The 12,083-nt window shown below is 33.3% G+C and carries 13 protein-coding genes; 6 read left to right on the top strand and 7 right to left on the bottom strand.

Annotation, left to right across the window (positions count from 1 at the left end):
• Positions 1-73: 73 nt before the first annotated feature.
• Complete coding sequence (locus CELAL_RS09135; RefSeq protein ID WP_013550622.1) at positions 74-811, top strand: hypothetical protein; 738 nt, start codon at positions 74-76, stop codon at positions 809-811.
• A gap of 65 nt (positions 812-876) precedes the next feature.
• On the opposite strand, the gene CELAL_RS09130 is transcribed toward CELAL_RS09135, so the two are convergent.
• Both CELAL_RS09130 and CELAL_RS09125 read right to left on the bottom strand, forming a co-directional pair.
• On the bottom strand, positions 877-1,368 hold the full coding sequence (locus CELAL_RS09130; protein WP_013550621.1) for a nuclear transport factor 2 family protein: 492 nt from the start codon (positions 1,366-1,368) through the stop codon (positions 877-879).
• The gene (locus CELAL_RS09125; RefSeq protein ID WP_013550620.1) at positions 1,361-1,855 is read right to left on the bottom strand and encodes a hypothetical protein; all 495 of its coding nucleotides are present in this window, start codon (positions 1,853-1,855) and stop codon (positions 1,361-1,363) included. Before CELAL_RS09125 ends, CELAL_RS09130 begins: the two co-directional genes overlap by 8 nt.
• 478 nt (positions 1,856-2,333) lie before the next feature.
• Here CELAL_RS09125 and CELAL_RS09120 point away from each other — a divergent pair, with 478 nt between their 5' ends.
• From CELAL_RS09120 to CELAL_RS09100, 5 genes are all read left to right on the top strand, one after another.
• A complete protein-coding gene (locus CELAL_RS09120) occupies positions 2,334-2,669 on the top strand; it encodes a hypothetical protein (protein WP_041557673.1) in 336 nt (111 codons plus the stop codon).
• 2 nt (positions 2,670-2,671) lie between these two features.
• A complete protein-coding gene (locus CELAL_RS09115) occupies positions 2,672-3,529 on the top strand; it encodes a hypothetical protein (protein ID WP_013550619.1) in 858 nt (285 codons plus the stop codon).
• A 3-nt stretch (positions 3,530-3,532) separates the two neighbouring features.
• Entirely contained in the window at positions 3,533-3,985 is a 453-nt protein-coding gene (locus tag CELAL_RS09110; RefSeq protein WP_013550618.1) for a hypothetical protein, read from the top strand.
• Between the two features lie 208 nt (positions 3,986-4,193).
• Positions 4,194-5,267: an adenylosuccinate synthetase gene (locus CELAL_RS09105; protein WP_013550617.1), complete on the top strand. Its 1,074-nt coding sequence runs from the start codon at positions 4,194-4,196 to the stop codon at positions 5,265-5,267.
• A gap of 273 nt (positions 5,268-5,540) precedes the next feature.
• Positions 5,541-6,479: an NAD-dependent epimerase/dehydratase family protein gene (locus CELAL_RS09100; RefSeq protein ID WP_013550616.1), complete on the top strand. Its 939-nt coding sequence runs from the start codon at positions 5,541-5,543 to the stop codon at positions 6,477-6,479.
• Between the two features lie 61 nt (positions 6,480-6,540).
• Here CELAL_RS09100 and rimK read toward each other — a convergent pair whose 3' ends face one another.
• From rimK to CELAL_RS09075, 5 genes are all read right to left on the bottom strand, one after another.
• Entirely contained in the window at positions 6,541-7,914 is a 1,374-nt protein-coding gene (rimK, locus tag CELAL_RS09095) for a 30S ribosomal protein S6--L-glutamate ligase (RefSeq protein ID WP_013550615.1), read from the bottom strand.
• A gap of 93 nt (positions 7,915-8,007) precedes the next feature.
• Positions 8,008-8,325, bottom strand: a complete 318-nt coding sequence (locus CELAL_RS09090; RefSeq protein WP_013550614.1) for a hypothetical protein — start codon at positions 8,323-8,325, stop codon at positions 8,008-8,010.
• A gap of 4 nt (positions 8,326-8,329) precedes the next feature.
• Positions 8,330-9,307 carry a deoxyhypusine synthase family protein gene (locus CELAL_RS09085; RefSeq protein ID WP_013550613.1) on the bottom strand — a complete coding sequence of 326 codons (978 nt, stop codon included), beginning with the start codon at positions 9,305-9,307 and terminating at the stop codon, positions 8,330-8,332.
• Positions 9,294-10,238, bottom strand: a complete 945-nt coding sequence (gene speB / locus CELAL_RS09080) for an agmatinase (protein ID WP_013550612.1) — start codon at positions 10,236-10,238, stop codon at positions 9,294-9,296. The genes CELAL_RS09085 and speB overlap by 14 nt, the downstream gene beginning before the upstream one ends.
• Positions 10,225-11,625 (bottom strand): type III PLP-dependent enzyme domain-containing protein, encoded by a 1,401-nt coding sequence (locus tag CELAL_RS09075; protein ID WP_013550611.1) that lies wholly within the window; start codon positions 11,623-11,625, stop codon positions 10,225-10,227. The genes speB and CELAL_RS09075 overlap by 14 nt, the downstream gene beginning before the upstream one ends.
• Positions 11,626-12,083 lie beyond the last annotated feature (458 nt).

Genomic DNA, 12,083 nt, shown 5'->3' with positions numbered 1-12,083 from the left:
TAAAGCTTTCCTTAACAGCAAGCTATGAATAATTTTTATAGCTTAGCGTTCCTAAAATTCAAGAGAACGAGAAATGAAAAAAATAGTATTTGCTTTACTTATTGGTATAAGCTTTATAGGAACTGCACAAACCAAATCTGAATTACAAAAACATTATGAAGCATTCTACAAACAAATGCGCTTGCAGGGTGATGTAAATGGGATTATTAATGCCTTAACACATTTGAATATTCTTACGCCTTCTGAGCAAAGAAATGATACGCTAGCTTACATTTATGCTAATGACAACCAGCATATGCAAGCTTTGAATATTATCGGTATCGAAAAAAATGATTCAGATTCTGATCTAGCCGTTCAAGTAAAAGCAATATCTTTAAAAGCATTAAACCAACCTAAACGTGCCATTGAACAGTTTGAGGTTTTATACAAAAGAAACCCTAATGCATTTTTAGCTTATGAATTAGCTGATTTAAAAATACAAGTTGGCGATCCAAATGGTGCAATGGTAAATATTGAATACGGTATTATTAATGCTAAAGACGATATGAAATATGCCTTTTATGAGCGTCAACAACCGTATGAAGTCCCTTTAAAAGCTGCATTTTTACATTTAAAAGGCTTAGTAACCTTCAATTTAGATAGAGATAATATTGATGGTGCTTTAACTTATATGAACGAGGCTCTACTATTAGACCCAAACTTTAATCTTGCTAGTTTAAGCAAGCAAGCTCTAGAGAACAAAAAAAATCCTCCAGTAGCTGAGCCAGAAACTATTGTTCCTGAAAAAAAAGGGAAGAAGAAAAAGAATTAAACCTTACTTATATAAAACACTAAAAGCGAGCCTAGGCTCGCTTTTAGTGTTTTATAACTTCTTACCTACTGTTTTAATTTTACGGTAAGAATACTATCCGTCTCTTTTTTCAAAGCTACTAATGCATCTACCTTGTTATTAGGTACCGCAATCGATAATACGTAATGTGCAATTTTCCATTCGCCATTTATTTTTTTAAGAACACCTGAACCCCTACAGATTTTCATCTGCGTGTCTAGCAACTCGTCGAACCAAGCAAAGTCTCCAGTCTCATTAACATATACATTGCGCTCCAATGCAGAAAAACTCCATGCTTTACCTTTATCAAAGTAAGGCTTAGAAAAAGCTTTAAATGATGAATTCTGCCAGTTTTCAGTGGCATCCGTACCAATAAAAACAGCATCAGTAGTCATTAAATTAAAATAAGCATCAAAATCGGCATCTGCTGCTGCTTTATGCCAGGCATCCATAACTTGGTTGATTTGAACTTTTGTATCATTGTTTTGTCCAAAAGCGAAGGATGCTACGAACAGTAAAAGAAAGGTTAATTTATTCATCAAATAAAATTTCAGGATTTAAAGTACTTCTAATGACTACTGAAAACTGATTATTGAAAGCGTTATATGCTTTCACCATTTCTATAACAGTTTTTCTTGGGTTTTTATCATACTCCAAATCAAACTTTACTTGAAGCACTTTTGTTTTAAAGACTTTCTGCCTACTTTTTATATCTGCTCTATCAAACACTTCTGGATAGGTAGAGGCCTCTAATAATTTTTGCTTCTCCATCAAATCGTCTAAAGCAACTATCAAATCTTCTTTAGTATCAATAGCATAAATAGCATTAGTAGCAGCATTCAAAGCATTATACTCGGTCCAATCTTTTAGAACTTCAATAGCTCCAAAGCTAGGATTTTCTTTTTTTGGAAGTTTTTTAAGATCTACAAGATCTGCCGTAGCATCTTTGGTTACTTCTTCTTTTTTTGTTTCTACACAAGAAATACACCCAATTAAAAAAAGAGCAATTAAAAATGATTTGTTCATAAAGCTAAGGTACAAATTTTAGGTATTTACAAATAGATGTTTGGTCTTAATAAAATTAAAAGTAAGGTATCTCTAGTATTCAAACCAATAGACAACTGAAATTCAACATATTAAACAAAACACATCTAATCTCAATGTGTATTTGCGTTATTTGTACACAATTTATTTGGTACCTATTATTTTTCTAACTAAGTTTGCGTAACAAATACGCATAAAAAATTACAGCTTTAGATCTTTACATAAATTTTACACGACGAGATGTATGTAAGTCATTACTTTAAAACAGTATTTTTTAAGAATTAAGAGATACGTTTAAAAATATATGCACTCCAAGTTCGTTTAAAAAACAAAGCAGAATAGTTTAAAGCAGGTACTAGAAATAGTTACAAAAGAAATACTGACCCTATTGTTGCATTAGGAACGGCCATATGCAGTAAAAATGATTGTAAAAGTCAAATAACCTATTAAATATAAAATTATGAGTGAAAACTTAAAACCAAGATTTATAGAATCTTTAAAAAGAAATAACGATCAGATCCGGGAAGATAGAGCAAAAACAATCGGAGAAGATTCAGAATTAATTTACAAACGCAGAATTGAAGACATTGAGTTAAGAATTAAAAGACTCGAAAGAGAGCAAGAAGGCTTAATAGACATCAGTCCATTAGATAAAAACAGTTTAACTTTTGCCGATTTTGAACCTGAAGCTTTTGTTCAAAAAGACATGGAATTAACATTAACGATACGAAATCTAAAAATTCAACTAGAGGTTTCTATCAAAAGATATGAATATTTATTTGGAAAAACTTTTTAATTATGGGAGGAACAAGATATAATTTAAGCGATAGATCATCAAGAGCAAAAGCAGCTGGCTATGGCAGCAAAGCCATAAACGATATTTTTACACAAAACAAAGAAAGAAGAGCACACGATGCCATGAATCCTAATGGAGTTATTTTCAGAGAAGCCAGAGATTCTGAAGTACACCCAAACTCACTACCTATAATTTTAGGTTTAGATGTTACCGGTAGTATGGGGCATATACCTCACGAATTAGTTAAAGAAGGGTTGCCAAAATTAATGGGAGGAATCATTGAAGACGGTATGCCAGATGCTGCATTGCTTTTTATGGGTATTGGCGACCATGAATGTGATAAATATCCTCTTCAAGTGGGGCAATTTGAATCTGGAGACAAGGAATTAGACATGTGGCTAACGAGAACCTATATTGAATCTGGTGGCGGAGGAAACGGAGGCGAAAGTTATTTATTAGCCTGGTATTTTGCTGCATTTCATACAAAAACAGATGCCTTCGAAAAAAGAAATCAAAAAGGCTTACTTTTTACGATTGGCGATGAACCTAACTTAAAAACATTACCTGCATCTGCAATCAAAGAAATTATGGGTAATGGTCAACAGACTTATACGGACCTAGAATTATTGGCAGAAGCTCAGAAAAAATATGAGGTTTACCATATTAGTGTTTTACATTCTCAAAGAGCAGAAAGTGCAGAAATAGGATGGAAAGAAATCCTTGGTCAGCACTGTATTTCAGTATCAGACTATAAAACCATCCCTGACGTGATAAAATCTATAGTTTCTAAACACACTACATCTAATCCTAAATTTGGGGACACCACTACTGGAGGGTTTGATGATATACAGATGTTGTAAATAATGCAAAAAAAACTGAACTACTTCCTGATTACATCTTTAATATTAATCAATTTTTCGTGTAACGACGGAAAGAAAAATGACGTTCTGAACTCAAAGGCGCCACCAGAATTAAAAGCTGATTCAATAAAATCCAAGAATGAAATAGAGAATATTGAACGACCAGAAAAAACAATAATTCGGAATTTAGCAGTCGACACAACTAAAGTATTTGGTATTTGGACTCAAGATTCAAACGGGCCTCATGCGGATTTCTGGCTGACGAAAATATCTTTCTATGTTGTGGACTATGATGGAGATGGAGCAATACCATATGTTTTAGAAAAAAACGAAATTACCCTATTTTATGATGACTATATTCAAAAAGGATTAATTACTTCGGCCGAAAATGATACTCTGAAAATAAAATGGTCTGATCATAAAAACGAAACTAAATATGTAAAATTTAAATACTGATATAGTTCTATATACGACGTAATAGATAACAAATTAGGATAATTATTGTTTGACCTAAAAGTTGTTAACTATTTAGAACGTTGCCAATTTTTTTGATCTTATATTAAAAGAGAAAAAGTAAAACAAAATAATACTATTGGCTTGTAGCTTAACTGAAGATAATCGCTTCCCTTCTACCCTACTTGCCCTATATTTAACCTTGTTAAAAATGAAAAAAGCAAAAATTGTTATTGGATTGGGTTTTGGCGATGAAGGAAAAGGGATTACTACCGATTTTCTATGCAGTCAAAATCCAGAAGCCATCGTGATTCGTTTTTCAGGTGGGCAGCAAGCGGCACATACTGTTCTCCTGGAGGGCAAAAAACACATTCATTCTAGTTTTGCTAGTGGCGCATTAAGAGGTTTGCCTTCCTATTTTTCCGAACATTGCACGATACACCCAACACTCCTATTTCATGAGTTTCAAGAGCTTGAAGCTTTAGGTGGGAATACCACTTTACATCTTCATCCTTTAGCAAAAATTACGACTCCTTTTGATGTGTTTGCAAATAGAAATAACACAAAAAACTTATCACACGGCACATGTGGCAAAGGAGTTGGAGCTACTATGAAAAGAAATGAAGGCCCTTTTAAACTCTATGCAATAGATCTAATAGGACCACGTAATATATTGCTAGAAAAACTTAAACAAATTGCGAATTATTATGGTTTTCAGAATGATGAAAATTTGAAGAATGATATTGCTTATTATTTAGACTGTATTGCTACCATAGACTGGAAAATTGAAGACTATACATTTTTAAATAGTTACCACACGTTAATTTTTGAAGGAAGTCAAGGTATCTTGCTTGATATGAACCATGGTACTTTTCCGCATGTTACTTATGCCCATACCACCTCTAAAAATGCTATGGAAATTTGTGACAGCTTACAGATTAAAAATATTGAAATGTATTATGTAACTAGATGTTATAGTACAAGGCATGGCAATGGCTACATGCCCAATGAACAAAAAATTACATTAGAAAACAATGAGGAAGAAACCTGTACTTATAATGAGTTTCAAAAAGGTTTAAGGACAGGGTTATTAGATGAAAATTTACTTATTCATAGTTTAAAAATTGACAAAATCTATTCTAAAGCTACACCTACCAATTTAATTATAACATGCTTAGACCAATACGAGCACAAAATAGATTTAAAAAAGTTAGCCCCTAAGTTCAATGCTATTTACGGTTCTTATTCTCCCGAATCTAAAGATTTCAAGAGAATCAATCTATAAAGTATCGCAAAAAAATCGTCCTGACACTCACACTATTCCACTAAAAATTTAGTAAAAAATTAAACATTCCGCTTAGCTCAAAATTCTATTTCAAATTAAGAATCATTCAAAATAGACCCTAATATTAAGGTTCAATTTATGATTCTTCTAAAAAAATAGGGATTAGATTAAAAATAATTTAATAGGACTACTTAAATATTAAAATTTCTTGCGATTTTTGCAGACCTATTTTCTGTGTAGAATTAGGCAAACTATAACTTTAAAATGTATTGAATGCAGAAGTCTATTTTAATTATTGGTGCTTGTGGGCAAATTGGAACTGAACTAACCTTTGCGTTACGCGAAAAACATGGAAATGAAAATGTCATTGCTAGTGATATTCGTGAAGGTAATGCTGAATTAATGGCTTCTGGACCTTTTGAAATCCTAGATGCTACTAATTATGAAGCAATAGAAAATGTGGTAATGCATTATGAAATTGAAGAAGTATATCTCATGGCTGCAATGCTTAGTGCTACTGCTGAGAAATTTCCGATGCGTGCATGGAATTTAAATATGAATTCGCTTTTCAACGTATTGAACCTAGCGAAGGAAAAAAAAATAAGTAAATTATTTTGGCCTTCTTCTATTGCCGTTTTTGGTCCAAATACTCCAAAAGAACACACAGAACAAAATACCATTATGGAACCTAGTACGGTTTATGGCATAAGCAAACAATCTGGCGAGCGTTGGTGTGAGTATTACTTTAATAAATTTGGTGTAGATGTACGCAGTGTAAGATACCCTGGATTAATTAGCTGGAAAACATTACCTGGTGGAGGAACGACAGATTATGCTGTAGAAATCTACCATAAAGCATTAGAGGAGAAAAAATATTCTTGTTTCTTAAAAGAAGACACTTTACTCCCAATGATGTTTATGGACGATGCTATTAGGGCTACTATAGATATTATGGAAACTCCTGCTGAAAAAATTAAAATAAGATCTAGCTATAATTTAGCCGCAATGAGCTTTAATCCTTCAGAAATAGCAAAAAGTATTCAACAGCACATTCCTGAATTTAAAATAAGCTACGCGCCAGACTTTAGGCAGCAAATTGCAGACTCTTGGCCTTCTAGCATTAATGATAATAAAGCCCAAGAAGATTGGGGCTGGAAGCCAGCTTTTAATTTAGAGAAGACAACACAAGAGATGTTGAAAAATTTAAAATAACATTATGCAAATAGCCCTTAACAAAACTGTTAAGGGCTTTTTTATTATACTTATGCTATTACTACTTAATAGCAACCTTTAGCTTAGATTCAATAGCCATAATCATACTATTCGCAATGTCTTTTCCTGTTGCATTTTCAATGCCTTCTAATCCTGGAGAAGAATTAACTTCAAGCAAAAGAGGTCCTTTATTAGAACGAATAATATCAACTCCCGCCACTGCTAAGTTCATCACTTTAGCAGCCTTAATAGCTAATTTTTTCTCCTCTTGGGTAATTTTTATAATAGATGCTTTACCACCTTGATGAATGTTAGCTCTAAACTCTCCTTTTTCTGCTTGACGCTGCATAGAAGCAATCACTTTACCATTCACCACGAAACAACGAATATCCTGACCGTTTGCTTCTTTGATAAACTCTTGCACCAAGATGTTAGTTTGAACGCTTTTAAAGGCGTTAATAACGCTCTCTGCTGCTTTGTTTGTTTCTGCTAAAACAACACCTTTACCTTGGGTACTCTCTAATAATTTAATGATTAATGGCGCGCCGTTTACCATTTTAATTAGATCTTTTGTATCCATAGGCGATTTTGCAAATCCGGTAATAGGAATATGAATATCGTTTTTGGAAAACAATTGAGAAGCAAATAGTTTATCGCGCGATTGAGTAATGGCCTCTGCCGAGTTTAGACAGTAGACACCCAAATTATCAAACTGACGAATAAGGGCGCAGGCGTAAAAAGTAACTGCTGGTTTTATTCTAGGAATGATAGCATCAAATTCATTCAAAATATTACCACCACGGTATCTTATTTGAGGAGAATGTGCATCTAGTTTCATATAGGCATGTTCTACATTTAAGAACACCATTTCATGACCACGCGCCTCCCCTGCTTCTACTAATCTTTTATTGCTATACAACTCAGGATTACTTGCTAAAATAGCAATCTTTAAGCCTGTTTTTTCTTTAAAGTAATTGGAATATTTACTGGTAACTTCTGTAGTCGTAAAATCTTGAATCACAAAACTCTTAGCAGGGTTTACAATATATCTATTGCTTAATGCTTCTCTTCCTAAAAGCATTCTAAACTCCATCGTATCTCTACTCGCTAAGGTTAACTCTATATCAAAAGTTTGATTACCAAGAGTCATTGGTGTTTTTATCACATACCGTTCTTCTGATATTCCTGAAGAACTTTTTACCGTTCTTCTATCTACAAGTCTTGCTTGACAATCTATAGCAATACTCCTATTATCTTGGATAGGGTTAACTTCAAATTTAACCCACTCATGTGCCCCTTTAATAAAAACTTTAATATTGGTAGCTTGTAAAGACGAGGTTTTAGCTCCCGAATCTACTCTTGCTTTGATGGCTGGTATTCCCAGACCCTCAAAAATACACCACTCTTCACTCCCTATTATTTCTAAATCTTCCAAATTAATTTTTTTTGTCTATTAAATTTACATTCAATACAAAAACCAACCTTTAAAAGATTGGTTCTATAAATTGTTCATCAAAAGAATTAATATTTAATCCTCATCATCCATATCACCCTCTTCAGGAATAACATCTGGATCTACAACTGCATCTGGATCATCATCTTCAAAATCTTCATAATCATCCTCATCATAGTTTGCCATTGTAGATTCTAATTTAGCGCTAATTCTCACTAAATACTTAGTATCCTCTGTAGTTACCTCAACTGCTTCAATACGCTCTCCATGTGCATTTTTAAACGAAATAATGTTTAAATCATCATAACCATCAGGGTACTTCTCTACCAATAGCTTTAATACTTCTGGTGTAAGTTTTTTAAAATCAACGATAACTCTTTTTAAATTGTCCATATAATTACTGATCTAATAGGTATGCAAAAATTAATGGAGCCACAATTGTAGCATCACTCTCAATTATAAATTTCGGGGTATTTATATCTAATTTTCCCCAAGTTATCTTTTCATTTGGAACTGCTCCTGAGTAAGAACCATAACTTGTAGTAGAATCACTAATTTGACAGAAATAACTCCAAAATGGCGTGTCTGTACGTTCCATATCTTGGTATAACATTGGCACTACACAAATTGGAAAATCTCCTGCGATACCTCCACCAATTTGGAAGAAACCAATTCCATTTTTAGAATTCTCGGTATACCAATCTGCTAAGAAGGTCATGTATTCTATACCAGATTTCATGGTGCTAGCTTTCAATTCTCCTTTTAACACGTAGGAAGCAAAGATGTTCCCCATAGTACTATCTTCCCAACCCGGGCAGATAATTGGTAAGTTTTTCTCTGCTGCTGCATACATCCAAGAATCTTTCAAATCTATTTCGTAATATTCTTCAAGAACACCTGAAAGTAACATTTTATACATGTATTCATGCGGCAAATAACGTTCTCCAGCATCTTCTGCATCTTTCCATATCTTAAAGATATGTTCTTGCAATCTTCTAAATGCTTCTTCTTCTGGAATACAAGTATCTGTTACGCGATTTAACCCTTTTTCTAATAAATCCCTCTCATCTTGAGGTGTTAAATCACGATAATTAGGAACACGTTTGTAGTGAGAATGTGCCACTAAGTTCATGACATCTTCTTCTAAGTTGGCACCCGTACACGAAATAATCTGAACTTTATCTTGACGAATAACCTCAGCAAATATTTTACCAATCTCAGCAGTACTCATAGCACCGGCTAGAGATACTAACATTTTAGCACCGTTGTTTAATTGATCTTCATATCCTTTAGCGGCATCAACCAAAGCTGCTGCATTAAAGTGTAAATAATACTTTTCAATAAAATTGGAAATTGGTCCTTTAGTCTTCGTCATCTTCAAATTTTGAATTATTAGTAGCGCCTTGTTTTAAATCTATATCATATGCGTTATCGTAAGCTTCATCTGCAGCTTCACCCATAAATTTATAGCTTAACATTTTATAATACAACTTAGCCGCTAAGAAATCTGAAGTTTTATCTACTTCATTAGGGCAAAGCTCAACAATATCAAAACCTACAACATTCTTTTCAGCAAAAACTCTCTTCAAGAATTCTAAAGTTTCATACCAAAATAGGCCTCCTGGTTCAGGAGTTCCTGTAGATGATAATATACTTGGGTCTAATGCATCTAAATCAAATGTTATTAATACATTTTCTGTCATCAATTCTATAACCGTATCCATCCAATACTCATCGTTAACCATATCATGCGCAAAGAATGTTTTTTCTTCGTCCATAAACGTTTTCTCGATAGCATCCATACTACGGATACCTACTTGAATAAGATTTGTTGTTTGGCTAGCTTCATGAACAGCACAAGCATGGTTACACTTACTGCCATCATATGATTCACGCAGATCTGCATGCGCATCTATATGCAATACGGTTAAGTTATTAAAACATTCATTAAACGCTCTAATAGTACCTATAGAAATAGAGTGTTCCCCTCCAAATAACGTTACAAATTTATTTCTTTTGATATAGTCTTTGGTCACCGCATGTACTGCTTCTACCATAGCTTCTGGCGAGCTATTTTCGGTTACAGCATCTGCTAAATAAATACCTTGTTGATACACTTCTGTATCTGTTTCAATATCATAAATTTCCATGTTTTCAGATGCTTTCAAAAAGGCTTCTGGCCCTTTATCTGCTCCTTTTCTCCATGTACTTGTTCCGTCGTAAGGCACTGGTATTAAAACCACCTTTGCCGTTTCCAATTGCGCATACTTATCAGGTATTCCCGCGTAATTGTTAGTTGTCGTCATAGCCTAAAATTTTTAGCAGGTCTTCTGCTTTTTGTTGTTCGTTGAATAATTTGGTTGTTAATTTCCCGTTTTCATCTCTGTCTATAAGAATATGTTTTGGCTGCGGTATTAAACAATGTTGCAAACCTCCATAACCTCCTATAGATTCTTGATATGCTCCTGTATTAAAAAAGCCGATAAACAAAGGTTTATCTCTTCTATATTTTGGTAAATAAATAGCGTTCATATTTTGTTCGCTATTGTAATAATCATCACTATCGCACGTTAAGCCTCCTAAGAGTACGCGCTCATATTCATCTTGCCAACGATTAATTGGCAACATCACAAAACGTTTATTAATTGCCCAAGTATCTGGCAAGGTGGTAATGAAAGAAGAATCTATCATGTTCCATTTCTCACGATCGTTTTGTTGCTTTTGATATAATATTTCATAAATAGCGCCGCCACTTTCTCCTACCGTAAAGCTACCGAATTCTGTAAATATATGAGGTACTGGAACTTCCGCTTCTTGACAAGCAATATTAATTTGATTGATAATTTCATCAATCATATATTGATAATCATAATCAAAAGCTAGTGAATTCTTTATAGGAAAACCGCCACCAATATTTAAACTGTCTAATGAAGGGCACATTTTTTTAAGGCGAATGTAAACTTTTAAACATTTCACCAATTCATTCCAATAATAGGCATTGTCACGAATTCCTGTGTTTATAAAGAAGTGAAGCATTTTAAGCTCTACTTTATCATTATCTTTTATCTGATTTTCATAAAAAGGAACAATGTTTTTATACCCTATTCCTAGCCTTGAGGTATAGAACTCAAATTTAGGCTCTTCTTCTGAAGCGATACGAATACCGACTTTAAAAGTATCTCCAATGACATCTGACAATAGATCTATCTCTTCGTAGTTATCTATAATAGGAATACAATTACGATGACCCTCGTTGATTAACCTACCAATGTTATCTATATACTCGTCTCTTTTAAAGCCGTTACATATTACATACGTATCGTCCTTAATTTTACCTTTCTTCTTAAGCTTTTCCACGATGTTTATGTCATAGGCAGAAGAAGTTTCAATGTGCACATCATTATTCAGTACTTCATTTAAAACAGGTTGAAAATGTGAACTTTTTGTACAATAACAATAGTGGTACTTACCCTTATAATCGTTCTTTTCCATCGCAATTTTAAACCAAGCTTTTGCTCTGTTTATATTTTCAGAGATTTTAGGCAGGTAAGTAAATTTCATAGGGCTACCATATTTCTCTACCAAATCCATTAAAGGAATGCCGTGAAAATTAAGGTTTTCGCCCTCTAAAGTAAATTCTTCTTGAGGAAAATAATACGTTTGATCTATTAAATTGATATATTTTGTATTCATTAAAATGGATTGTATTTGTTAAAACTAATAAACTGATTTTAAAAACACTGCTGTTTTTACCAAATAAATTAATACAATCCCTAGATAATGATTTGACGTTGGGTAGTAGGTATAAAAAAATAATCGTGTTGACTGCTCACGATCCTAGATTCTATAGAAGAAAATACTTTTATTCGGTTGCCTCTTTTGAAGACCGGCATTGGATTTGCCTTCCTATTTTCCAATACCCCGAACATAAAATTAATACTCATTATATGTAGCTAAAAGCTTAGTTGCCAAACCGCTTATTTTATATTGGTTTGAGATGACAAATGAAAACAAAAAAAATGGAAAAACAAGAAATTATTTTAAAATTGAACGTTAAAAAATCATTATCAAAAAATTAAATTTATCTAACTGACAATCAACCTCTTAAATACAAGTAATGATTCTAAATTTCTTAGACAAGAAACAGCTCA

Source organism: Cellulophaga algicola DSM 14237 (assembly GCF_000186265.1).
Classification (GTDB): domain Bacteria; phylum Bacteroidota; class Bacteroidia; order Flavobacteriales; family Flavobacteriaceae; genus Cellulophaga; species Cellulophaga algicola.
Note: the sequence above shows the minus strand (reverse complement) of the source record. Positions and strands in the feature narration are given on the sequence as shown.

Excerpts from the sequence above, each read along its gene's own strand:
- CELAL_RS09135 (WP_013550622.1), top strand. The coding sequence starts at position 74 with ATGAAAAAAATAGTATTTGCTTTACTTATTGGTATAAGCTTTATAGGA.
- CELAL_RS09130 (WP_013550621.1), bottom strand. The coding sequence starts at position 1,368 with ATGAATAAATTAACCTTTCTTTTACTGTTCGTAGCATCCTTCGCTTTT.
- CELAL_RS09125 (WP_013550620.1), bottom strand. The coding sequence starts at position 1,855 with ATGAACAAATCATTTTTAATTGCTCTTTTTTTAATTGGGTGTATTTCT.
- CELAL_RS09120 (WP_041557673.1), top strand. The coding sequence starts at position 2,334 with ATGAGTGAAAACTTAAAACCAAGATTTATAGAATCTTTAAAAAGAAAT.
- CELAL_RS09115 (WP_013550619.1), top strand. The coding sequence starts at position 2,672 with ATGGGAGGAACAAGATATAATTTAAGCGATAGATCATCAAGAGCAAAA.
- CELAL_RS09110 (WP_013550618.1), top strand. The coding sequence starts at position 3,533 with ATGCAAAAAAAACTGAACTACTTCCTGATTACATCTTTAATATTAATC.
- CELAL_RS09105 (WP_013550617.1), top strand. The coding sequence starts at position 4,194 with ATGAAAAAAGCAAAAATTGTTATTGGATTGGGTTTTGGCGATGAAGGA.
- CELAL_RS09100 (WP_013550616.1), top strand. The coding sequence starts at position 5,541 with ATGCAGAAGTCTATTTTAATTATTGGTGCTTGTGGGCAAATTGGAACT.
- CELAL_RS09090 (WP_013550614.1), bottom strand. The coding sequence starts at position 8,325 with ATGGACAATTTAAAAAGAGTTATCGTTGATTTTAAAAAACTTACACCA.
- CELAL_RS09085 (WP_013550613.1), bottom strand. The coding sequence starts at position 9,307 with ATGACGAAGACTAAAGGACCAATTTCCAATTTTATTGAAAAGTATTAT.
- speB (WP_013550612.1), bottom strand. The coding sequence starts at position 10,238 with ATGACGACAACTAACAATTACGCGGGAATACCTGATAAGTATGCGCAA.
- CELAL_RS09075 (WP_013550611.1), bottom strand. The coding sequence starts at position 11,625 with ATGAATACAAAATATATCAATTTAATAGATCAAACGTATTATTTTCCT.